Origin of the sequence: Streptomyces sp. Tu 3180, assembly GCF_009852415.1 — a bacterium.
GTDB lineage: Bacteria > Actinomycetota > Actinomycetes > Streptomycetales > Streptomycetaceae > Streptomyces.
This window is the reverse complement of record NZ_WOXS01000002.1, coordinates 1504339-1526805: the sequence shown is the minus strand read 5'-3', so window position 1 is coordinate 1526805 and position 22467 is coordinate 1504339. Positions and strand designations below refer to the sequence as shown.

Annotated in this window: 23 protein-coding genes and 1 pseudogene; 16 read left to right on the top strand and 8 right to left on the bottom strand. The window is 75.7% G+C overall.

Going from position 1 to position 22467, the window contains the following annotated elements:
* The first annotated feature begins 5 nt into the window (after positions 1-5).
* Positions 6-1235: a crotonyl-CoA carboxylase/reductase gene (gene ccrA / locus GL259_RS07810; protein ID WP_159530499.1), complete on the top strand. Its 1230-nt coding sequence runs from the start codon at positions 6-8 to the stop codon at positions 1233-1235.
* Between the two features lie 84 nt (positions 1236-1319).
* Here ccrA and GL259_RS07805 read toward each other — a convergent pair whose 3' ends face one another.
* From GL259_RS07805 to GL259_RS07795, 3 genes are all read right to left on the bottom strand, one after another.
* Complete coding sequence (locus tag GL259_RS07805; RefSeq protein WP_159530497.1) at positions 1320-2063, bottom strand: enterobactin synthetase; 744 nt, start codon at positions 2061-2063, stop codon at positions 1320-1322.
* Positions 2064-2289: 226 nt separating this feature from the next.
* Complete coding sequence (locus GL259_RS07800) at positions 2290-3774, bottom strand: AMP-binding protein (protein WP_159530495.1); 1485 nt, start codon at positions 3772-3774, stop codon at positions 2290-2292.
* Entirely contained in the window at positions 3774-4022 is a 249-nt protein-coding gene (locus GL259_RS07795; protein ID WP_159530493.1) for an acyl carrier protein, read from the bottom strand. Before GL259_RS07795 ends, GL259_RS07800 begins: the two co-directional genes overlap by 1 nt.
* A gap of 378 nt (positions 4023-4400) precedes the next feature.
* Here GL259_RS07795 and paaA point away from each other — a divergent pair, with 378 nt between their 5' ends.
* The 9 genes from paaA to GL259_RS07750 all read left to right on the top strand — a co-directional run bounded on the left by paaA (position 4401) and on the right by GL259_RS07750 (position 12021).
* A complete protein-coding gene (gene paaA / locus GL259_RS07790; protein ID WP_243762550.1) occupies positions 4401-5369 on the top strand; it encodes a 1,2-phenylacetyl-CoA epoxidase subunit PaaA in 969 nt (322 codons plus the stop codon).
* A complete protein-coding gene (gene paaB, locus GL259_RS07785; protein WP_159530489.1) occupies positions 5366-5677 on the top strand; it encodes a 1,2-phenylacetyl-CoA epoxidase subunit PaaB in 312 nt (103 codons plus the stop codon). The genes paaA and paaB overlap by 4 nt, the downstream gene beginning before the upstream one ends.
* Positions 5678-5759: 82 nt before the next feature.
* A complete protein-coding gene (paaC, locus tag GL259_RS07780) occupies positions 5760-6494 on the top strand; it encodes a 1,2-phenylacetyl-CoA epoxidase subunit PaaC (protein WP_243762549.1) in 735 nt (244 codons plus the stop codon).
* Positions 6491-7003 carry a 1,2-phenylacetyl-CoA epoxidase subunit PaaD gene (paaD, locus tag GL259_RS07775; RefSeq protein ID WP_243762272.1) on the top strand — a complete coding sequence of 171 codons (513 nt, stop codon included), beginning with the start codon at positions 6491-6493 and terminating at the stop codon, positions 7001-7003. Before paaC ends, paaD begins: the two co-directional genes overlap by 4 nt.
* 47 nt (positions 7004-7050) lie before the next feature.
* Complete coding sequence (locus GL259_RS07770; RefSeq protein ID WP_347814648.1) at positions 7051-8184, top strand: 2Fe-2S iron-sulfur cluster-binding protein; 1134 nt, start codon at positions 7051-7053, stop codon at positions 8182-8184.
* Positions 8185-8241: 57 nt separating this feature from the next.
* Positions 8242-9018, top strand: coding sequence for an SDR family oxidoreductase (locus tag GL259_RS07765; protein WP_159530483.1), 777 nt, complete (start codon positions 8242-8244; stop codon positions 9016-9018).
* A 33-nt stretch (positions 9019-9051) separates the two neighbouring features.
* Positions 9052-9900, top strand: a complete 849-nt coding sequence (locus GL259_RS07760; protein ID WP_159530481.1) for a tryptophan 2,3-dioxygenase family protein — start codon at positions 9052-9054, stop codon at positions 9898-9900.
* The gene (locus GL259_RS07755) at positions 9890-10738 is read left to right on the top strand and encodes an alpha/beta fold hydrolase (protein WP_159530479.1); all 849 of its coding nucleotides are present in this window, start codon (positions 9890-9892) and stop codon (positions 10736-10738) included. Before GL259_RS07760 ends, GL259_RS07755 begins: the two co-directional genes overlap by 11 nt.
* Entirely contained in the window at positions 10735-12021 is a 1287-nt protein-coding gene (locus GL259_RS07750; RefSeq protein WP_159530477.1) for an aminotransferase class V-fold PLP-dependent enzyme, read from the top strand. The genes GL259_RS07755 and GL259_RS07750 overlap by 4 nt, the downstream gene beginning before the upstream one ends.
* A gap of 172 nt (positions 12022-12193) precedes the next feature.
* Here GL259_RS07750 and GL259_RS07745 read toward each other — a convergent pair whose 3' ends face one another.
* Complete coding sequence (locus GL259_RS07745) at positions 12194-13105, bottom strand: GNAT family N-acetyltransferase (protein WP_208026450.1); 912 nt, start codon at positions 13103-13105, stop codon at positions 12194-12196.
* A 418-nt stretch (positions 13106-13523) separates the two neighbouring features.
* Between GL259_RS07745 and GL259_RS07740 the strand changes: the two genes are divergently transcribed.
* The 4 genes from GL259_RS07740 (at position 13524) to GL259_RS07725 (ending at position 17293) form a co-directional block, all read left to right on the top strand.
* Complete coding sequence (locus GL259_RS07740) at positions 13524-14153, top strand: PadR family transcriptional regulator (RefSeq protein WP_159530475.1); 630 nt, start codon at positions 13524-13526, stop codon at positions 14151-14153.
* Positions 14154-14441: 288 nt separating this feature from the next.
* Positions 14442-15029, top strand: coding sequence for a Clp protease N-terminal domain-containing protein (locus GL259_RS07735; protein ID WP_159530473.1), 588 nt, complete (start codon positions 14442-14444; stop codon positions 15027-15029).
* A gap of 80 nt (positions 15030-15109) precedes the next feature.
* Entirely contained in the window at positions 15110-16114 is a 1005-nt protein-coding gene (locus tag GL259_RS07730) for an EamA family transporter (protein ID WP_159530471.1), read from the top strand.
* A gap of 222 nt (positions 16115-16336) precedes the next feature.
* Positions 16337-17293, top strand: a complete 957-nt coding sequence (locus tag GL259_RS07725) for an EamA family transporter (protein WP_159530469.1) — start codon at positions 16337-16339, stop codon at positions 17291-17293.
* A 50-nt stretch (positions 17294-17343) separates the two neighbouring features.
* On the opposite strand, the pseudogene GL259_RS38625 reads toward GL259_RS07725, so the two are convergent.
* A pseudogene (locus GL259_RS38625) lies at positions 17344-17753 on the bottom strand (hypothetical protein); the annotation flags it as partial.
* Entirely contained in the window at positions 17753-18436 is a 684-nt protein-coding gene (locus GL259_RS07720; RefSeq protein WP_159530467.1) for a pyridoxamine 5'-phosphate oxidase family protein, read from the bottom strand. The pseudogene GL259_RS38625 and the gene GL259_RS07720, both read right to left, overlap by 1 nt.
* A gap of 35 nt (positions 18437-18471) precedes the next feature.
* On the opposite strand from GL259_RS07720, the gene GL259_RS07715 reads away from it, so the two are divergent.
* Positions 18472-19809, top strand: a complete 1338-nt coding sequence (locus GL259_RS07715; RefSeq protein ID WP_159530465.1) for an aminotransferase class I/II-fold pyridoxal phosphate-dependent enzyme — start codon at positions 18472-18474, stop codon at positions 19807-19809.
* Between the two features lie 34 nt (positions 19810-19843).
* On the opposite strand, the gene GL259_RS07710 is transcribed toward GL259_RS07715, so the two are convergent.
* Positions 19844-20791, bottom strand: a complete 948-nt coding sequence (locus GL259_RS07710) for a DMT family transporter (protein ID WP_208026449.1) — start codon at positions 20789-20791, stop codon at positions 19844-19846.
* A 74-nt stretch (positions 20792-20865) separates the two neighbouring features.
* Here GL259_RS07710 and GL259_RS07705 point away from each other — a divergent pair, with 74 nt between their 5' ends.
* Complete coding sequence (locus GL259_RS07705; RefSeq protein ID WP_159530461.1) at positions 20866-21819, top strand: LysR family transcriptional regulator; 954 nt, start codon at positions 20866-20868, stop codon at positions 21817-21819.
* Positions 21820-21896: 77 nt separating this feature from the next.
* Here the strand turns inward: GL259_RS07705 and GL259_RS07700 are convergent, their stop codons facing one another.
* Positions 21897-22367, bottom strand: a complete 471-nt coding sequence (locus tag GL259_RS07700) for a pyridoxamine 5'-phosphate oxidase family protein (protein ID WP_159530459.1) — start codon at positions 22365-22367, stop codon at positions 21897-21899.
* Positions 22368-22467 lie beyond the last annotated feature (100 nt).

The following is a 22467-nucleotide window of genomic DNA, read 5'->3' as shown; positions in this document are numbered from 1 at the left end:
CCCACGTGACCGCGACCCAGGACCTCTACGAGCTCGGCGACGCGCCCGAGATCGGCACCGTCCCCAAGAAGATGTACGCCTCGCTCATCCGCCGCGAGCGCTACGGACAGCCCGTCGACGCCTTCCGCACCGAGGTCGTCGACGTGCCGCCCGTCGGCCGCGGGCAGGTCCTCGTGAAGGTGATGGCGGCCGGCGTCAACTACAACAACGTGTGGGCGGCGCTGGGTTCGCCGCTCGACGTGATCGCCGCCCGCCAGAAGGCGGGCGCCACCGAGGACTTCCACATCGGCGGCTCCGACCTGTCCGGGATCGTGTGGGCGGTCGGCGAGGACGTGCGCGGGGTGAAGCTCGGCGACGAGGTCGTCGTCCTCGCCAGCCGCTGGGACGAGGCGGCCGAGGACATCCGCCTCGGCGCCGACCCCGCCTTCTCCACCACCCAGCGGGTGTGGGGGTACGAGGAGAACTACGGCTCCTTCGCGCAGTTCGCCGTCGTCGACGACTACATGCTCCACCCGAAGCCGGCCCGGCTGTCCTGGGCCGAGGCGTCCTGCTACATGGCGACCGCCGCCACCGCCTACCGGCAGCTCTTCGGCTGGGAGCCGCACACGGTGCGCCCCGGCGACCCGGTGCTGATCTGGGGCGGCGCCGGCGGACTGGGCTGCATCGCCATCCAGCTCGTCCGGCACGTCGGCGGCATCCCGGTGGCGGTCGTCTCCAGCGAGGAACGCGGCGAGTTCTGCCTCAAGCTCGGCGCCGAGGGCTGGATCGACCGGCGCGAGTTCGACCACTGGGGACGCATGCCGGACACGTCCGACGACGAGGCGATGCGCCGCTGGCTGACCGGCGCCCGCGCCTTCGGGCGGCGCTTCTGGGAGGTGCTCGGCGAGCGCCGCAACCCGCGCGTCGTCCTGGAGCACTCGGGCGCGGACACCATCCCGACCTCGATGTACCTGTGCGACAACGGCGGCATGGTCGTCATCTGCGGCGGCACCACGGGGTACAACGGCGACGTGGACCTGCGCTTCCTGTGGATGCGGCAGAAGCGACTGCAGGGCTCGCACGTCGCCTCCGCCCGCGAGGCGCGGGAGGTGACCCGGCTGATCGACCAGGGGTTCGTCGACCCGTGCCTGTCGCGGACCTTCTCCTTCGACGAGATCGGCCTGGCCCACCAGCTCATCCACGACAACCGCCACCCGGCGGGCAACATGGCGGTGCTGGTCAACGCGCGGGCGTGAGGGACACGCACCGGTGAGGGGGCGGGGGCCCGCCGGGCCCCCGCCCCCTCACGCCGTGCCCGCGGCGGCCCGCCGGAGTGCGGGTCAGACGGCCGACCGGCCCACGACGTAACTGAACACGCCCCAGCCGACGGGCACCACCCGCACCCGCACCGCGTGCGCGGGACGAGCGCGCCGCTCGATCCGCAGGGCCTCCCCGGACGGACGCGCACGCAGGTCCCGCAGGTTTCCCGGCGGGCCGGGCGCGCCCGTGCCGTCCGGCCCGCGCAGGGCCTTCCACGCGGCCTCCTTGGCCGAGAACAGCGCCGTCACGGACCAGCCGCACGTGTCGTACAGCAGGCCCTCCTCGTCCTCGCGTAGCACCAGGCGCGCCGCGCCGTGGGGGAGGGGCCGCAGCTCCAGGTCGCAGCCGAGCGGGGTGTCCCGGCCCGGCGCGCGGGCCACGGCGACGGCGATCCCGGCGCTGTGCGAGATCGACGCCGGCCGCCCGGGCGCGAACACCGGCAGCCGTCCCGAGCGGGGGATCTCGCCGCAGTCCAGCCCCACCGCGCGCAGTGCCCGGCGGGCGGCGTGCCGGCCGGCCAGGAACTCCTGCCGGCGCCGGTGCGGCATGGACGCGGCGGCGGACGCCTCGGCGGGCCCCGCGGGCGTCAGGTGCGGCTCCGAGACGACGGCGACCCCCAGACCGAGCCCGGCGGCGGCCAGCCGCGGACGCAGCCGCAGCAGCACGTCGACGGTGAGCCGGCCGGGTGCGCCGCGGACCGCGACCGGAGCGCTCGCCGGACCGCCGGCCGGGCGACCGGCACCGGTGGTGTCCGCGCCGGGCACCGCGACCGCGAGGGCCGCCGCAGAGGGAGCCGGAGCGGCCGCCGGACCGCCGGCCGGAGGGGCGCCGGCGCCGCCCGTGCCGGGAGCCGGATCGCGGCGCCCGGTCGGCCCGCCGTGTGCCGGAGCGGGGACGGGACCGGCCGGCCACCGGGTCCTCGTGGTGGCCGGCCGGTCCCGTCCGGGGCGGCCCGTCATCGCGTACCGGTCCGGGTGGTCCCGTGCACCGTCAGGCCCGCAGCAGCTTCTTGACGATCTTGCCGGCCGGGTTGCGCGGCACCTGCTCGATGAACTCCACCCGCCGCGGGCGCTTGTACGGCGCGAGCAGTCCCGCGACGTGCCCCAGCAGCTCCGCCGCGCCCGTGTCCGTGCCCGCCTCCACGACCACGTACGCCAGGGGCACCTCGCCGTAGTCCTCGTCGGGCATCCCGACGACCGCGGCGTCCCGGACCGCCGGATGCGTCAGCAGGGCGCGCTCGATCTCCGAGGGGTAGACGTTCTGGCCCGCCCGGATGATGACGTCCTTGGTGCGGTCCACGAGGTGGATGCGCCCCTCGTCGTCGACGAACCCCAGGTCGCCCGTCCTGATCCAGCCGTCGAGGGTGATCTCGCGGGTGGCCTCCGGGTCGTTCCAGTAGCCCTGCATGACGCCCGGCCCGCGCACGACGATCTCACCGATCCCGCCGTGCGGCAGCTCCCGGCCGCCCTCGTCCACCGCGCGGGCGGACATGCCCGGCACCACGCGCCCGCAGGGGATGCGGGCGGTGACGTCCCCGGGGGCGGGGTGCTCGTCGGGGCCGAGCGTGACGAAGGGCCCGCCGACCTCGGTCATCCCGTACACCTGGCGGAAGCCGCAGCCGAGCCGGCGCACCGCCTCGGCGTACACGTCGAGCGGCATCGGGGCGGCGCCGTACAGGACCTCCCGCAGCGAGGACAGGTCGGTGCGGTGCGAGCCCTTGGCCTGCAGCATGAACCGCAGCATCTGCGGCACCGTCCACAGGTGCGTGGCGCGGTGCCGCTCCACCGCGGAGAGCGCCCGCTGCGGGGTGAATCCCGGCATCAGCACCACGGTGGCGCCGGCCGCCATGTAGGTCAGCGACACCACCATGCTGCCGTGGTACAGCGGGCAGCAGTTGACCAGGACGATGTCGTCGGTGGGCCGCGCCATGACCAGCCAGCCGAGGGCGATGGCCCGGAACGACCCGCTGTCGACGGTGACGCCCTTGGCCTGCCCGGTGGTCGCCGAGGTGTGCAGCACGGCGATCGGGTCGGTGTCGGGCACATGGGGCAGCTCCCGCTCGGGGGACGCGGCGCCCAGTGCCCCGAACGCGGGCTTGTCGAAGGCCATCCGGATCCGCACCGAGGCCGGCAGCTCGGGGTGCCGGTCCAGCAGGTCCGACTCACCGAGGACGGCCACCGCCCCGACGCGTTCGACGATGCCGGCGACCTCGGGCACGGCCAGGCTGTGGTTCAGCGGCACGAACAGCGCGCCGAGCCGGGCGAGCGCGAAGTAGCTCTCCATGACCTCGATGCGGTCCTTGGAGAGCACGGCGACCCGGTCGCCCCGCTCGATGCCCAGCTCCGCCAGCCCCCGCGCCAGTTCGACCGTACGGTCGTGGAACTCGGCCCAGGTCACGGCGCGTTGCTCGTCCACCAGCGCGGTCCGGCCGGGATAGCACTGGCGGTTGCGCTCCAGCAGCTGGGTCAGCCACATCACGCACCACCGGGGGCGCCGGCGACGGAGCGCTCGGCCACGAAGCGCTCGTAGTCGGCGATGGTGTGCAACCGCTCCATGTCCTCGGCGGTGATCTCCACCCCGAGCCGCTGCTCCACGAGCAGGACGAGGCGCACCAGATCGCCGGAGTCGATACCGCTGGCGGCGAGGTCGACGTCGTCACCGACGGCGTCGGCGTACTCGGCCGTGCCGGTGAGCTCGACCAGCAACTCCCTGATGGTGCTCATGGTTTCCCCTTTCGCTCCGGCGTGCCGGCCGCCGTGCGGTTCTCGACTGTCACCCCTACGAGAGGCGGCCGCGGCCGGTCCCACTCCCCGGACCGCCGCGTGAGCTTTGTCACGCGCCCGGGCCGGGAGCGGCGGGGATAGCCGGGGCCCGCGCGCTGCCTCTTACCGCAACGAGGAAACCCGCTCCGCCACGCCCCGCACCGGCAGGGCGCGGGCGTTCGAAGCCGAAGGAGTGATGCGAGTGCCCAGGCAGCCGGTAGGGGTCCGGGCGACGGGACGGTGCCCGGCGCGCCGCACCGACACGGCGGACACCGGTCGTGCGGGCGGTGCCGCGTGAGCGCGGGGGCCGCCGCCGTCGCGCCCGCGGGGCAGGAGGAACTGCTCGCGCGCTTCGACGCGTTCGTCGGCGGGGGCGGGACGGTCGAACCGCGCGACTGGATGCCCGACGGGTACCGCCGCATGCTGATCCGCCAGATCGCCCAGCACGCCCACTCCGAGATCATCGGCATGCAGCCGGAGGGCGCCTGGCTCACCCGGGCCCCGTCCCTGCACCGCAAGTCGGTGCTCATCGCCAAGGTCCAGGACGAGGCGGGCCACGGCCTGTACCTGTACTCGGCGGCCGAGACGCTGGGCGTGGACCGCGCGGACCTGCTGGACGCCCTGCACCGGGGACAGCAGCGCGCCTCGGCCACCTTCAACCATCCCGCGCTGACCTGGGCGGACACGGGAGCCGTCGCGTGGCTGACGGACGGCGCCGCCGTCATCAACCAGGCGCCCCTGTGCCGCACCTCCTACGGGCCGTACGCCCGCGCGATGCGCCGCGTCTGCCAGGAGGAGGCCTTCCACGTGCGGCAGGGCTACGACCTGATGCGCGCGCTGTGCGAGGGGACACCGGAACAGAAGGCGATGGCGCAGGACGCGGTGAACCGCTGGTGGCTGCCGGCCGTGGCGCTCATGTTCGGCCCGCCGGACACCGAGGCGGGCGGTGCCGACGCGCGGACCGCCGCGCCGGGCGCCGCGGTCTCCCGCCGCGCGCGGGCCTGGGGGATCAAGCGCCACACCAACGACGAGCTGCGCCAGCGCTTCGTCGACCAGTGCGTGCCGCAGGCCGAACGCCTCGGCCTGACGCTGCCCGACCCGGCCATCCGCTGGAACGAGGAACGCGGCCACTACGACTTCACCCCGGTCGACTGGGACGTGTACCGCAAGGCGCTGGGCGACGACACGCACTGGGCGCGGCAGCGGATCGCGCACCGCCGGGCCGCCCACGAGGACGGCGCCTGGGTCCGGGAGGCGGCCGCCGCGTACGCGGCCCGTGAGGACACGGCTCCGGGGGAGGCCGCGTGAGCCGGACACGGGAGGGCGCACCGGCGTCCTGGGAGGTCTTCCTGCGGGCCCGCCGGGGCCTGGCCCACCAGCACGTGGGGTCGGTGCGCGCGGCCGACCCGGACACGGCGCTGGCCCTGGCCCGCGACCTGTACACGCGCCGGGGCGATCCGCTGTCGCTGTGGGTGGTCCGCTCGGACGCCGTGCACGCGGCCTCCCCGGACGAGCACGACCCGTACTTCGCGGGCGCCCGCCACAAGCCGTACCGGTACCCGGAGCACTTCGCGCCGCTGACCGAGAAAGGCCCCGAAGGTGACGACCACGAGTGACGCCCCGGCGGAGTCCGCCACCCGGCGCCCGGCCGGGACGGGCGGCACCGCGCCCGCCCCGGGCGCCGGCGCCGACCTCGCCGTGCACCTGGTGCGGCTCGGTGACGACGCCCTGGTCCTCGGGCAGCGGCTGTGCCAGTGGATCACCCGCGCGCCGACCGTCGAGGAGGACCTGGCGCTGTCCAACATCGCCCTCGACCTGATCGGCCACGCCCGGACCCTGCTCACCCGCGGCGGACGGCTCGACGGGAGCGGCCGCACCGAGGACGACCTCGCCTTCACCCGCTCCGAGCGCGAGTTCACCAACGCCCTGCTGACCGAACTGCCCAACGGGGACTTCGCGGTGACCGTGGCCCGGCAGCTCGCGTACACGCACTACGCGGTCCTGTACTACGAGGCGCTGGCCGGCTGCGCCGACGCCGAACTCGCGGCCTTCGGGGCGCGCGCCGCCAAGGAGGTCGCCTTCCACCGGCTGCACGCGGACCGCTGGACCCTGCGGCTGGGACGCGGGACGGCGGAGAGCGCCCGCCGGATGCGGCGGGGCCTGGAGCGGGTGTGGCCCTACACCGGCGAACTGTTCGACGAGGACGACGTGGTGCGGCGCCTGGCCGCGTCGGGCACGGCGCCCTCGCCGGCACCGCTGCGCCCGGTGTGGGAGCGGCGCGTCGCCGAGGTGGTCGCCCGCGCCGGACTCGCCGTGCCCGCCCCCTCCTGGCAGGCCCGGGGCGGACGCGCCGGCCTGCACACCGAGGAGTTCGGCCCACTGATCGCCGAACTCCAGTCGGTGCACCGGCAGTTCCCGGGAGGCACCTGGTGAGCGGGTCGGCACCGGCCACGGCCCGCCGCTCCGTGCGGGAGGTACGGGAACGGGTGGAGGCGGTCCCGGACCCGGAGCTGCCGGTGATCGGCCTGGGCGACCTCGGCGTGGTGCGCTCGGTCGCCCCGGGCGCCGACGGCGTCCTCGAGGTGGAGATCACCCCCACCTACCTGGGCTGCCCCGCCCTGCCCGCGATCACCTCGGCGGTACGGGAGGTCCTGGCCGCCTGCGGTCACCCCGACGGGCGCGTACGGCAGGTCCTGTCCCCGCCGTGGACCACGGACCGCATCACCGCCGAGGGACGGCGCAAGCTCGCCGCGCACGGCATCGCCCCGCCCGCGTCCCCGGCCCCGGACGGCCCCGTCACCGTCGAGCTGGGCGGGGTGCCGTGCCCGCACTGCGGTTCGCGCGCCACCCGGCCGCACAGCGCCTTCGGCCCGTCCCGCTGCCAGTCGGTGCTGTGGTGCACGGCGTGCCGTGAGCCCTTCCCCCACCTGACCGCACTGTGAGGCAGACCGTGAACACCGCCGCCACCCCGCCCGCCGCCGTCCGCGAGGTGCCCCCCGGGGACCGGGGCACGGCCCCGCGCACCGGCTGGCACCGGCTGGAGGTCGCCGAGGTGCGCCGCCTCACCGCCGACGCCGTGGCCGTCGGCCTGGCCGTGCCCGCCGGCCTGCGCGAGGTCTTCGCCCACCGGCCCGGTCAGCACGTCGTCGTCCGGCACCGCCGCGCCGACGGCGAACTGCGCCGCAGCTACTCGGTGTGCCCGCCGCCGCACGACCCGGCCGCCCTGCGCCTGGTGATCAAACGCGGCGGACCCGACGGCTTCGGCGCCCACGCGGCGACCCGTCTCGCGCCCGGCGACCACCTCGAACTCTCCCCGCCCCGCGGCTCGTTCGCGCTGCCGGAGCTGCCCGGCGCCCATCACGTCCTGGTCGCGGGCGGTTCCGGCATCACGCCGCTCGCCGCGATGGCCGCCGACGCGCTGCGCGGGGACCCGGTCTGCCGCGTCTCCCTGGTCCACTCGGCGCCCACCTCCGCGGACGCCCTGCTGGCCGACGAACTGGCCTGGCTGAAGGACGCGTTCGTCGACCGCTTCACCGTGCTGCACGTGCTCACCCGCGAGGACCGCGGACACGGCTGCGTCCCGTTCGGCGGGCGGATCGACGCCGCGAAGCTCTCCCGCCTGCTCACCGCCCTGGACGCCCGGCCCGCACCGGACACCACCTACGCCCTGTGCGGCCCGCCCGGTCTGGTCGCCACCGCACGGCGGGTGCTGGCGGACCGGGGCGCCGACCCCGCGCTGGTCCGCTGGGAGCTGTTCACCCCCGCCGGGACCCCACCGGCGGCACCGCGGGAGACACCGCGTCCGGCCGGGGCGTCCCCGGCAGGACCGGTGCCGGCCGCGGGGGAGACCCGCGTCACCGCGCTGCTCGCCGGGGACCGCCGCGTCGCCACGGTCCTGCCGCGGGACAGGACGGTCCTCGACGCGCTGCTGCGGGCCCACCCCGACGTGCCGTACGCCTGCCGCGAGGGCGTGTGCGGCAGCTGCCGCGCCAAGGTCCTGTCCGGACAGGTGACGGCGGACGGCCAGCACGCCCTGGACGAGCGGGAGCGCGCCACCGGCTACACCCTCGTGTGCCGGGCCAGGCCGCGCACCGCCGAGATCACCCTCGACTTCGACGCGTGACCCGCACCCGCGGCCACGCCGCCCACCGACGCAGCGACCCCGCGAAGGAGAAAGACGTTGACCACCACCGCGCGCCACGCAGGCAAGACCGCCCTGGTCACCGGAGGCAGCCGGGGCATCGGCAGGGCCATCAGCCACCGCCTCGCCCGTGAGGGGGCCCTGGTGGCCGTCCACTACGGACACGACCGGACGGCGGCCGAACGGACCGTCAAGGAGATCGAGGCCGACGGAGGCCGGGCGTTCACCGTCCACGCCGAACTCGGAGTGGACGGCGACGCCGACGCCCTGTGGTCGGACTTCGACCGGGCCCTGGCCGCCCAGGACGCGGAGGCCGGGCTGGACATCCTCGTCAACAACGCGGGCATCACCGTCCCGCGCCGCATCGCCGACGTGACCGAGGCCGACTACGACCGGGTGTTCGCGATCAACACCAGGGCGCCGTTCTTCATCATCCAGCGCGGCCTCGGCCGGCTGCGCGACGGCGGCAGGATCGTCAACATCTCCTCCGTGGCGACCCGCGTCGCCTACCCGGCGATCGTCTCGTACACCATGACCAAGGCCGCCCTCGACTACCTCACCCTCGCCCTGGCCGAGGAACTGGGGCCCCGGGGCATCACGGTGAACGCCGTCGCGCCCGGCTACACCGAGACGGAGATCAACCCCACGCTCGCCGTCCCGGAGATCCGCCGCAGGTACTCCGAGGCCTCCGTGTTCGGCCGGCTCGGCGACCCGGCGGACATCGCCGACGTCGTCTCGTTCGTCGCGAGCGACGACGCCCGCTGGGTGACCGGTCAGTGGATCGACGCCTCCGGCGGTGCCCACCTCGGCGTGTGACGCCCGCCCCCGGCCGCAGCACTAGGAGATGCGATGAACAACAGCACGTCCGCTCTCGCCGATCCGGTGACGGACGACCCCCTGACCCGGCCCTTCGCGGGCGCGAGCCCCTACGACACGTACGTGCACGCGTCCGTCCTCAACACGCTGCAGCACCCGCTCACCGAGGCCCCGGACGAGATGGGCTTCCTCGTCACCACCCAGGTGATGGAGCTGTGGTTCACCCTGATCGTGCACGAATGGCGCACGGCGCGGACGGCCTTCGCGAAGGACGAGGCGCACACGGCGATGGACGCGCTGGTCCGCAGCCGTCGCGCGCTGACCGCGCTCAACGGCGCCTGGGCGCCCATCGCCGCGCTGACGCCCGCCCAGTTCAACGGCTTCCGCGCCGCGTTCGGCAAGGCGTCGGGCTTCCAGTCGGCGATGTACCGGCACCTGGAGTTCCTCCTCGGGGACAAGTCCGCCGGGCTGCTGCGCGCGCACCGGGGCGACCCGGCCGTCCACGAGGCGCTCGCCGAGACCTACCGCGAACCCTCCCTGTACGACGAGGTCCTGGCGTACCTGCACCGGCAGGGCCTGCCCGTCCCGCGGCACGTCCGGGAGCGGGACGTCACGACCCCCTACGCCTCCGACCCCGGGGTGGTGGAGGTCTGGCGGCGCGTCTACGCCGGACCCCAGCACCACCCGCACCTCGCGCTGGGCGAACTGCTCACCGACATCGCCGAACTCGTGACCCGGTGGCGGTTCGAGCACGTCCTGGTGGTGCGCCGGGCCATGGGGGCCAGGCCCGGCAGCGCGGGCTCCGCGGGGCTCGCCTGGCTGGAGCAGCGCGCGGCCCGCCCGGTCTTCCCGGAACTGTGGGAGGTGCGCGGTGACGTCTAGGACCGTCTCGGCCTTCGCGGCCGAGGAGGAGAAGCGCGTCCTGAGCCTGAAGCCGGTGCTGGCACCGGTGCACGGCCGCTACGGGGACCACCCCCACCAGGTCTACGACGCCTGGCCGGCCGAGGACCCCGCGGCCCCGCTGGTGATCCTGCTGCACGGCGGCTACTGGCGCTACGACCGGATGCACCTGACGCCGTTCGCGGCCTGGCTCTCCCGGCAGGGCTTCGAGGTGCTGCTGCCCGGCTTCCGCCGCTCCGGCGGCGCGGGCGGCTACCCCGAGACCTTCGACGACGTCGCCCGGATCGTGGACACCCTGCCCGAGGGCCGGCCCTACGTGCTGGCGGGCCACTGCTCCGGCGGCCACCTGGCGCTGTGGTGCGCGGCGCGGGCCCTGCTGCCCCCCGGTTCGCGCTGGCACACGCGCACCCTGCCGACGAGCGTGCTGGCCCTCGCGCCGATCACCGACCTCACCGCCACCCGGCGGGACGACCTCAGCAACGGCGCGGCCCTCCAGCTCCTCGGCGGCGAGGAGGTGTTCGAGCGGCGGCTGCCCGAGGTCGACCCGCTGACCCTGCTGCGCGACACCGGCACGACGGGGGTGCCCACCGTGCTGCTGCACGGGGCCGTCGACGAGGAGGTCCCGCTCACGCAGTTCGGCGACTACGCGGCCGTCCACCGGGACCTCAGGACGGTCGTCCTGCCCGGCACCGGCCACTACACCCTGATCGAACCGGAAGCACCCGGCGCCCGCGCGGTCGCCGGCACCCTCCGGGAGATGGCGGCCGCCTTCCCCCCGCGGCAGCCCGGCCGGGCGAGCGAGGAGGCCGCGCGCCGATGACCACCGTCCCGTCCGCACGGACCGCGCCCACCGGACGCGGTGCGCCCGCCGCACTGCGCGAACTGGCCGCACGGCTCGACGCCGACGACGTCCTGGCCCCCCTCCGGGAACGGTTCCTGCTCCCGGAGGGCGTCGTCTACCTCGACGGCAACTCCCTCGGCCCGCTGCCCGCCGCCGTGCCGCCGGCCCTCACCGACGCGGTGACCCGCCAGTGGGGCACCGACCTGATCGGTTCGTGGAACGGCAACGGCTGGTGGGAGGCGCCCCTGCGGGTGGGCGACGCCATCGGCGCGCTCATCGGGGCCGCGCCGGGGCAGACGGTGGCGGGGGACTCCACCAGCGTGCAGCTGTTCACCGCGCTCAGCGCCGCCGCGGCGCTCCGCCCGGACCGGCCGCTGCTGGTCACCGACCCCGGCCACTTCCCCACCGACCGGTACCTGGCGGACGCGGTCGCCGGGCACCGGGGCCTCGAGGTGCGGCGGGTGCCGCCGGACGGCCTGCCGCGGTTCCTCGCCGCCGAGGGGGACCGGGTCGCCGTGGTCAGCTACTCGCCCGTCGACTTCCGCACCGGCGAGCTGTACGACATGGAGGCGCTGACCCGGGCCGCCCACCGCGCCGGCGCCCTCGTCCTGTGGGACCTGTGCCATGCCGCCGGAGCGCTGCCCCTGCGCGTCGACGACCTCGGCGTGGACTTCGCCGTCGGCTGCGGCTACAAGTTCCTCTCCGGCGGCCCCGGCGCCCCCGCCTACCTGTACGCGGCCCGGCGCCACCACGCCTCGCTGGAGACGCCGCTGACCGGCTGGAACGGCCACGCCGACCCGTTCGGACTGAGCCGGGACTACACCCCCGCCCCGGGGATCTCCCGCGTCCGCATCGGCACCCCGCCGATCCTGTCCCTGCTCGCCCTCGAAGCGGCGCTCACCGCCTTCGACGGTGTGGACCTGACCCGGGTCCGCGCCAAGAGCCTGTCCCTGACCGGGTTCTTCCTGCGGTGCGCCGGTGAACTCCTGACGCCGCTGGGCCTCACCCCGGTCACGCCGGCCGACCCGGACCGGCGCGGCAGCCAGGTCTCCCTGCGCCACCCGCACGCCCACGGGCTCGCGCACGCACTCGCGGAGCGCGGCGTGATCGTGGACATGCGGGCGCCCGACCTCCTGCGCTTCGGCGTCAACGCCCTCTACACCACCCACCACGACCTGCTCACCGCCGCACTGCGCCTGCGGGACGTCGTGCGGGAGGGCGCCTACGCCCCGGCGCCCGCCGCCTCGGGACCGGTGACCTGAGCGCGTCGCGCCACCGCTCGCGACCGCCGCCGCGCCGCGGGGGCCGCGGACGACGGGCCCGTCCCGCCCCGGCCGGTCCGAGGCGCCGGAGCCGGGCGGGGCCGCCGTCCGCGAGTCCCCGCCCGGCGCCCGGTCAGCTCCAGGTCATGTTGATCTCGCGCCCGATGCCGACTTATCCGGCGCGCCGGAAGGCGTTCGCCATCGGGACGTTGCCGAGGTCCGTGGACGCACGGATGCGGGGGACGTTCCGCTCGGCGAGGACGCGGGTGCCCTCGGCGAGGAGGTCGTCGACGTAGCCGTTGCCGCGGTGCGCGGGAAGGACCGCGAGGTAGGCGATGATCGCGTGGTAGCCGTTGTGCGCCGGCAGGACGAACCCGACCGGCTCTCCCCGGGGCAGCGTGGCGATCCGCCACCAGTCCCGCGGGCTCGTGTAGCGCGCGAGTTCGCCCTCGTAGTGGCGGGAGGCCGCCTCCCGGGCGGACATCCGGGTCAGGTCGTCACGGCCGTGCGCGTCCAGCGTGCCGTCCAGGGCCAGGGCCATCAGGGCCACGAGTTCCCCGGGGTCCCCGGGCGGCCGGAACGCGAGGCGCTCGCCGGGCCTGGGGATCGGCGATCCCGGACGCCGTTCCAGGCGCAGTCGTTCGACGAAGAGCCGGGCACCGGTCCGCTCCAGCAGCGTCATGCGGTCCTCGACGGCCCGTCCGGACGGCGTGTCCTCGCGCCAGTCCGGCGGGACGAGACGGCTGTACTCGGGAGGACGCGAGCCGTCCGGGACAGTGGCGGCCGTCGCGGTGCGCAGAAGCCGCACCCCGTCGTCCACGCGGTCGGGCCGCGGGGCGTCGTCGTCGATGTCGAGGACGTCCAGGACGAGGGGGGTGTCGCCGCCGGGCCGGCTCCACCAGGCCGCCCTGGCCGCCAGGCGGTCACCGCGCAGGGCGACCCACATCCACTCCGGACGCCGCCGGCCTGCGGCGAGGTCGTCCGCCAGTTCCCCGTCGAGGACGTAGGGCAGCCGGCGGAAGAGGTCGAGTTCTCCGCGTCCGTCGATCGGACGCACGGTCAGGTCGTTCTGTTCCACGGTCACGGCACGCTCCGGTGAAGGTGCCCGTCCGCTCCGGGGTCAGACGCGGTCCGCGCTCCCGGAGGACACGAGCGCGGTGATCACGGTGATCATCGGTTCGCCCCTCCTCTCGTCGTCGTGCCCCCCGCCTTCGTGGCAGGGGTCCGGCCACAACGTGTATCCGTCCGCGGCCCTGCGCGCAAACCCTTTTCGGCCCCCGCTCCCGGCCGCTTCCGGCAGGGGCGGTAGTGGGGCGCGCCGGGGCACACCGCGGACAGCGGACCCTCACGTCGCGCGGGGAGGGCCGGGTCGTCCGGGAGCAGGGGCCGGGCCGACAAGGACGGGGCGGGGACGAGGGGATCGTCGGGGGATTGCCACCTCTCCGCTTTCGATATATCGTTGAAGCATCGCGACAGATCAATGATGGAATGGAGTGGTGGCGATGCGCACCCACGGTTTCGAGCACGGACACGGTCACGGCGGCCCGCGCGGCGGCCAGGGCGACTTCGAGAGGCTGCGCGCGGCCTTCGGGCCCTTCGGTCCGGGCGGCCCCGGTGGTCACGGCGGCCCGTTCGGTCCGGGGTTCGGACACGGCCCCTGGGGCGGACGAGGACGCGGCGGCCCCAGGGGAAGGGCGCGGCGCGGTGACGTACGGGCCTCGATCCTGGCCCTGCTGAAGGACCGGCCCATGCACGGCTACGAGATGATCCAGGAGATCGCCGAGCGCAGCGGCGGGGCGTGGAAGCCCAGCCCCGGCTCGGTGTACCCCACCCTCCAGCTGCTGGAGGACGAGGGGCTGATCACCAGTGAGACGGACGGCGGCAAGAAGCTGTTCTCGCTCACCGCCGACGGCCGCGCGGCGGCCGACGGCGGCCCCGAGGCGCCCTGGGAGGAGGCCTCCCGCGGGGTCGACTGGGAGGCGCTGGGCGAGATCCGGCAGGCCGGCTTCGGGCTGATGGAGGCCTTCGGGCAGGTCTGGAAGACCGGCAGCAAGGAGCAGCGGGACAAGGCGCTCGCCGTCATCAACGAGGCCCGCAAGAAGCTGTACCTGATCCTCGCCGACGAGGACTGACCGCGGTGGGTCCCGGGCCCGGTGCGTGCGCACGCCCGCACCGGGCTCCGCCGTTGCGGGCCGTCCGCGGCCGTGGGGACGTCAGGGCGGCCGACGAGGCGGAGCGGGACCGGGCGCCGGGCGGGTCGCGGGGGCGCGGGGCGGGACGGCGCGCGCCCCTCGGGGTGAAACGCCCTGATCTCCTCCGCAAGGAGGAGATTGCGGTCCGCGGGGTCCACTTCCCGTGGGACGCGGAAATGCTTCCCGCCGGGGATGCCCCGGCCCGGCGGGACTGATGGGGTGGGGGGTGTGCAACCCCGTATCCCACGGCAGTCGGCCCATGAGCACCGAGAGCAGGGAATCCACCGCCCGGACAACGATGCCAGACTCAGCGCCGAACTGGCGGCGGTGGTCGCCGGTGCCCGCCGCAGGGCGGTCCGGGACGGGGACCGCCAGATCGACACCGCCCACCTGCTGCACTCGCTCCTGGAGTCCGACGCCGAGGTGGGGGCCCTCTTCGGCGAGGGCCCGCACACCGCCCGGCTGCTCGGCTACCTGGTCCAGCGCAGCATCGGCTACGGCCTGCGCTGGCAGAGCGGCGTCGAGGACTCCGGCGGCGTGCCCGCGGCCGCGGAGGCCGCGGGCTTCTCGCCGCTGGCCGCGGCCTGCATGGAGCGCGCCCACGAGCGCGCCGCCCGGCGCGGCGACGGCCCGGCGCGCGGGGTGGACCTGCTCGCGGCGATCGTCGTGGACCCGCGGGCGCGGGCCGTCGAGGTGCTCGGACGCGCCGGTGTCGATCCCCCGCGGCTGCTCGACCGGATCGAGGCGCGGACCGGCGGACAGTGCGGCGCACGGCCCGGGCGGTACGCCGTCGAGGACGGCGACGCGGCTCACTGAACGACCGGGGGCCGCCGCGCCGTCCGATCGATGAGACAGGTGCCACAGGGGATGACGCTCCTGTCGGCGCCTGTCATCATGTGCCGGTGCATACCTCTGTCAGTACCCGGGGCACTCACGGCAAAGGCGTCGGGCTCGGCCTCGCGCTGCTGTCCGCGGTGGCCTTCGGGGGATCCGGTGTCGCGGCCAAGCCGCTGATCGAGGCGGGTCTGGACCCGCTCCACGTGGTGTGGCTGCGGGTGGCGGGCGCGGCGCTCGTCATGCTGCCGCTGGCGGTGCGCCACCGGGGACTGCTGCGCCGCCGTCCGGGGCTGCTCGCCGGGTTCGGCCTGTTCGCCGTGGCCGGTGTCCAGGCCTGCTACTTCGCCGCCCTGTCCCGCATCCCCGTGGGTGTCGCGCTGCTGGTCGAGTACCTGGCGCCCGCGCTCGTCCTCGGCTGGGTGCGGTTCGTGCAGCGGCGACCGGTGACCCGGGCCGCCGCGGTCGGCGTGGTCCTGGCGGTGGGCGGGCTCGCCTGCGTCGTGGAGGTGTGGTCGGGCCTGGGCTTCGACGCCCTCGGGCTGCTGCTCGCGCTCGGCGCCGCCTGCTGCCAGGTCGGCTACTTCGTCCTGTCCGACCAGGGCAGCGACGCCGGCGACGTGACCCCCGACCCGCTCGGCGTGATCGCCTACGGCCTGCTCGTCGGCGCCGCCGTCCTGACCGTCGTCGCCCGCCCCTGGTCCATGGACTGGTCCGTGCTCGCGGGCAGCACCGAGATGAACGGCACTCCGGTCGCCGCCCTCGTGCTCCTGGCGTGGATCGTCCTGGTCGCCACGGTCGTCGCGTACGTCACCGGGGTGCTCTCGGTGCGCCGGCTCTCGCCGCAGGTCGCGGGGGTCGTGGCCTGCCTCGAGGCGGTCATCGCCACCGTCCTGGCCTGGGTCCTGCTCGGTGAGCACCTGTCGGCGCCGCAGATCGTGGGCGGCGCGGTCGTGCTGACGGGCGCCTTCGTCGCCCAGTCCTCGGCACCGGCGAAGGGCTCCGGCCGGCCGGTGGCGAGCGGTGGGCCCGAGAAGGAGTTGTCCACGCCGGGAACGGCCGCATAGGGTGCTGATCATGTACGCGCACGCACTCGTTCTTCCGCCCCCGGCCGCCTGAGGCGGGCCCTCCGGTATCCGCCCGGCACGTCGCCGGGCGTGACGGTGCTGCCCGCGGACGGAAGCCCGCGGACCCCGCCGCCCCGGCCCCGTGAGGGCCCGGACCCCCCGGGGTCCCTTCCTTCCGCACCACGGCGCCGTGCGTGGTGCGCGCATCTGCGGAGAGAACACGTGCCGAACGCCGTCTCCGGCCTGCCCGTCGGGCGAGGCCTGCTCTACCTGATCGTCGCCGGTGCCGCCTGGGGCACCGCGGGCGCGGCCGCCTCGCTGGTCTACCTGACCAGCGACATGGGGCCCGTCACCCTGTCCTTCTGGCGCTGCGCGGGCGGGCTCCTGCTGCTGTCCGCCGCCCGGCTGGTGCTCCCGCGCGCCCGGACCGCCCGGCCCGTGCCGCTCGGCCGCCGGGTGCTGCGGGCGGTGGCCACCGGGGCGGGGCTCGCCGTCTTCCAGACGGCCTACTTCGCGGCCGTCTCCGCCACGGGGCTCGCCGTGGCCACCGTCGTCACCCTCGGCGCCGGACCCGTGCTCATCGCGCTCGGCGCGCGGGCGGTCCTGGGGGAGCGGCTGGGAGGCGGCGGTCTGGCCGCCGTCGTGGGCGCGCTCGCCGGACTCGTCGTGCTCGTCCTGGGCGGCGGCGGGACGACCGTGGACCCGTGGGGCGTCCTGCTCGCGCTGGCCTCCGCGGCCGGATACTCGGCGATGACGCTGCTCACCCGCCGCTGGGGACGCGACGGCGGGACGGACGCCTCCGGCACGACCGTCGGGGCGTTCGCCGTCACCAGCGTGCTGCTGCTGCCGTTCGCCGCCGTGGAGGGCCTGGTGCCGGCCACCGACGCACCCGGCACGCTCCTGTGCCTCCTGGCGTACGTCGCCACCGTCCCCACGGCGCTCGCCTACGGCCTCTACTTCGCGGGCGCGGCCGTCGTGCGGTCGGCCACCGTGTCCGTGATCATGCTGCTGGAGCCGGTGAGCGCGGCGGTGCTCGCGGTCGTCCTGCTCGGTGAGCGGCTCACGGCGGCCACCCTGGTCGGCACCCTGCTGATGCTCGGCTCGGTCGCCGGGCTCGCGGTGGGCGAGGCGCGCGACGCGCGGACCCGCGGTGCGCGGGAGGAGGCGGTGCCGGCGTGACGGCGAGGGGGCCCGCCCCCAACGGGCGGGCCCCCTCGGGACCGGGTCCGCCGCCGGCGCGGGACGTGCCCGCGGACCGCCGCGTCACGCGCGCCGCCCCGGTCCGCCGGCCCGGCCGTGATCCGGTCCCGCGCCGCCGCCGACCGCTTGCCCGCGTACTCGGACTTCGCCCGCGCGCCCGTCACCCCGAGCCGCGGTCCGCGGATGCCGGACGGCAGCCCCCCGTACGGGGCCTCTCCCACCGCCGCCCGCGCGGAGCCGCCCTCCGGCTGGAAGTGGCCGGCCCGGGCCGGGTGGGTGACCGCCTCGCCGCGTCCGGCGTCGTGGGCGAGGGGGAGGGGCCGGACGCAGGACGGTTCGCCCGGTGGGCCGTTGACCGCCGGCTGCCCGAAGCCGTGCGCGGCCGGCCACTCCTGCCACTCGGCGTCGTCGCGGGGCGGTCCCGGGGGTGGACCGGCATCACAGGGCCGCCAGGTAGGCGGGCAGCGCGGTGCCGGGGGCCAGGCCGGGGTCGGGGACCGGGGCGTCGTAGCCCTTGCGCAGCGGGACGACGCCGGCCCAGTGGGGCAGGGCGAGGTCCTCGGGCTCGTCGTTGACGCCGCCGGTGCGGAGCTTGGCGGAGACCTCGTCGAGGTCGAGGCGGATCACCGCGGTGGCGGCCAGCTCCTTCTTGTCGGCCGGGCGGGAGTCGGCGGCGCGGCCCGGGACGACGTGGTCGACCAGGGCGTCGAGGGCCCGGCGCTTCTCCTCGGGGTCGGTCACGTCGTGCGCGAGGCCGTGCACCACCACGGAGCGGTAGTTGACCGAGTGGTGGAAGGCCGAGCGGGCCAGCACCAGCCCGTCGACGTGGGTGACGGTCAGGCAGACCGGGAGGCCGGCGTCGGCCCGGCCCGCCGCGCGCAGGGGGCGCGAGCCGGTCGAACCGTGCACGTAGAGCCGCTCGCCGACCCGGCAGTACAGCGTGGGCAGCACCACCGGGGCGCCGTCGCGGACGAAGCCGAGGTGGCAGACGTAGCCCTCGTCGAGTATCGCGTGCACCAGTTCCTTGTCGTACGCGGCCCGGTCGGGCGAACGGGTGGGGACGGTGCGCCCGGTGGGCGGGTAGGCGGTGGCGGGCTGCTGCGGCGGCCGGGTCCCCTGCATGGCGCTCTCCATTGCACTAGTGCATAATATGCTTTGTGCTAGGAGAATATCGGATCAGTGGGCGGCGTGCGGCGGAGATTTCCGCGAGCATCGAGCGCGCGGTGGGGGAGGGGGTGCTGTCCCCCGGCGAACTGCTGCCCCCCATGCGGGAGTTGGCGGAGCGGCTGGGGGTGAACCCGAACACCGTCGCTGCCGCGTACCGGACCCTGCGGGAGCGCGGGGTCATCGAGACCGCGGGCCGGCGGGGGAGCAGGGTGCGGCCCAAGCCGGCCACCACGGCGCGCGACGCGGTCCGGCTGGAGGTGCCGGAGGGCGTGCGGGACGTGTCCGACGGCAACCCGGACCCCGCGCTGCTGCCCCCGCTGGCCGGGGCGTTCGCCGCGGCGGCCGGGCTCGGCGACCGGGAGCCCGTGCTCTACGGGTGCTCCCCGGTGGAGCCCGGACTCGCCCGCCTCGCACGGGCCGGACTGGACGCCGACGGGGTCCCGGACGGGCCCGTCGCCGTCACCTCCGGCGCGCTGGACGCCCTGGAGCGGGTGCTCGCGGCGCACCTCAGACCCGGGGACGCCGTCGCCGTGGAGGACCCCGGATGGGGGAGCGTGCTGGACCTGGTCCCGGCGCTCGGGCTGCGCACCGTCCCCGTCGGGGTCGACGACGACGGGCCGCTCCCCGACGACGTGCGGCGCGCCCTGGCGGGCGGGGCCCGGGCGCTGATCGTCACGGACCGCGCGCAGAACCCGACCGGTGCCGCACTGAGCGCCGCACGCGCGCGTGCCCTGCGGTCGGTGCTGGCCGGCCACCCGGAGACGCTGCTGGTCGAGGACGACCACGGCCACCACATCGTCGACCTCCCGCTGCACCCCCTCGCCGGCACCACCCGCAGCTGGGCCTTCGTGCGCTCGGAGGCCAAGGCGTACGGCCCCGACCTGCGGCTCGCGGTGCTCACCGGGGACACCGTCACGCTCGACCGGGTGCGCGGACGCCAGCGCCTCGGGCCCGGCTGGGTCAGCAGGACCCTCCAGCGCGCGGTGGTGCGGCTGTGGGCCGACGGCGCGGTGGACCCGGCGGCCGTGGCGGCGGCGTACGGACGGCGCCGGGACGCGCTGATCGGGGCGCTGGCCCGGCGCGGGATCGCGGCGCACGGGCGCAGCGGCATGAACGTGTGGGTGCCCGTCCCGGACGAGACCGGCGCCGTCGCCCGGCTGCTGCACGCCGGCTGGGCGGTGGCCCCCGGCGCCCGCTTCCGGATGAGCGCGCCGCCGGGCATCCGCGTCACCGTCTCCACGCTCACCGAGGACGAGACCGAGCTCCTGGGCGAGGCGATCGCCACCGCGCTCGGGCCGGCCGGGGAGCCGGCGAGGACGTACGTCTAGGAGCCGTCGGGCGGGGGTGCGGGGCGGGCCGCGGTCACCGCGGCCTCCTCGGCCCGGCCTGCGTGAGCGCCGCGCCCGCCAGCACGATCACCGCACCCACCGGTGTCGACCAGGTCAGCGTCTCGCCGAGGAGCGCGATGCCCGCCGCGGCGGCGATCACCGGGACGAAGTAGGTGACCATCTGGCCGGTCGTCGGACCGACCTCGGCGACCAGGCCGTACTGGATGAGCACCGCCAGACCCGTGCCCAGCGTCCCCAGCGCCGCGACCGCCAGCAGCGGCCCGACGGCGAAGTCGGTCGGCATCGTCGTGAACAACGGTGTCACCACGGCCAGTTGGAGGGTGGCGAGGAGCAGCTGGCCGCCGGTCAGGGACAGGTTCGAGTGGCTGCTGCCCGCCAGGGTGCGGCGGACGTAGATCCAGCCGACGGGGTAGCTCAGCGAGGCCAGCAGGGCCAGCGCCGTGCCCCGGGCGTCCAGGCCCTCGAAGCCCTGCCAGGCGCCCAGCACGGTCAGCACCCCGAGGAAGCCCAGGCCCAGCCCCGCCACCCGCACCCGGGTCGGGCGGTCCTCGGAGAGGGCGACCAGGGACAGGGCCATGCCCCACAGCGGCGAGGTCGCGTTGCAGATGCCCGCCAGCGTGGACGGGATGGTGAGCTCCGCGAACGCGAACAGCGAGAAGGGCAGCGCGTTGAGCAGGAAACCGGCGACCGCGAGATGACCCCAGGTGCGCGCACCGCGCGGCAGCCCCTCCCGCCGTACCGCCATCGCGACCGCGAGCACGGCGGTCCCGAAGGCCAGCCGGCCGAGCGTGACCTGGAAGGGGGCGTAGCCCTGGGTGCCGACCTTGATGAGGAGGAAGCTGAAGCCCCAGATCAGGGACAGCAGGCCGAAGCGGAGCCGCCAGTCCAGGCGGGGACGGGGGCTCTCCGGGGCGGGGCCGGCCTGATCCGGCGTGGTGGTGGTCGCGGTGAGGCTGCTCATGCACGCAACGATGCTGGAGACGATCGCGTAGCACAATCGAGATTTCGCACCCGATATCTCGTAGCATCGCTTACATGTTGAACCTGGAGCGCCTGCGCACCCTCGACGCCCTCGCCCGGCACGGCTCGGTCAGCGGCGCGGCCGAGGGCCTGCACATCACGACCTCGGCCGTCTCGCAGCAGATGTCCAAGCTGGAGCGCGAGGTCGGCCAGCAGCTGCTCGCCAGGAACGGGCGGGGCGTCCGGCTCACGGACGCGGGCCGGCTGCTCGCCGAGCACGCCGCGCGCATCCTGTCCCAGGTGGAGCTCGCCCAGTCCGACCTGGAGGCGCAGCGCGGTCAGGTCGCCGGCGAGCTGCGCGTCTCGGCGTTCCCGACCGCCGCGCGGGGACTGTTCCCCGTGGCGCTCGCGGACCTGCGCCGGAGGCATCCCGCGCTGCGCGTGCGCTCCCGCGAGCTGGAACCGGAGCGGGGCATCGCGGGGGTGGTGCGCGGGGACCTCGACCTCGCGGTGGTGCTCGACTGGTACAACAAGCCGATGCCGCTGCCCGACGGCCTGGTCAAGGCGCTCATCCTGGACGACCCGGCCGACGTGGCCCTCCCGGCCGGCCACCGGCTCGCCGGCCGCGAGGAGGCGGACCTCGCCGAGTTCGCCGAGGACGAGTGGATCACCTGGGGCGAGGGCGAGTTCTGCCACGAGTGGCTGATGTTCACGCTGCGCTCCAAGGGCATCGAGCCGATCGTCGCCCACCGCGCCGCCGAGAGCCACACCCAGCTCGCCCTGGTCGCCGCGGGGCTCGGCGTCTGCATCGCCCCGCTGCTCGGCCGCGACCCGCTGCCCGACGGGGTGGTGACCCTTCCGCTCAGGCAGCGCATGCGGCGGCACGTGTTCGTCGTCTGGCGCGCGGACGGCGACCGCCGCCCCTCGGTCCGCGCGGCGGTGCGGGCGCTGCGCGAGGCCGGGGAGAACGTGCGCGGGGCCGGGCGGGAGCACGGGACGGAGGGGCGCGAGGTGAGCGGAGAGGCGTGAGAGGGGCGGCGCGGGGCAACGGGGCGTGGGAGGGGCGGTGGGCGGTCCCGCCGCCCCGCCCACCGCCGAGCCGCCCGCTACCGGAGCGTCCGCAGCTTCCTGAAGTCCCAGGACACGACCTTCTCCGGCGTCAGCCGCAGCCAGGCGTGCCGGCCGTCGTGGGGCATCTCGTCCAGGCCGAAGTTCTTGCGGGCGAACAGGGTCTCGGGGACGTCGAGTTCCGCGCACAGCTCGCCGGTGCGCGGGATCTCGCCCACGAACTCCACCCGACCGGACAGCTCCGCGCCGCGCAGCTCGTCGTACTCCTCACCGGTGTCCACCACGATCGCCACCCGGGGATCCCGGCGCAGGTCCGCCCAGCGTCTGCTGCGGACGACCGAGTACAGCCACAGCGAGGTGCCGTCCCAGGCGAACCAGAGCGTGCTGACGTGCGGCGCGCCGTCGGCGGACACCGTGGCGACCCGGCAGGTGCGCTGGCCGGTGAGGAAGTCGTCCAGCTCGCCCGGCGTCATCATGATCTTCCGGCCCCGGCGCTGCGTGGCGGTCATGCGGTCCCCCTTCTCCCGCGTCGTGCCGGAGGGAGATCCTCTGGCACCGCGTCGGGAAAGGATGGGCCGTCTTCCTTCCCCGCGCAACGTCGGGGCGCCC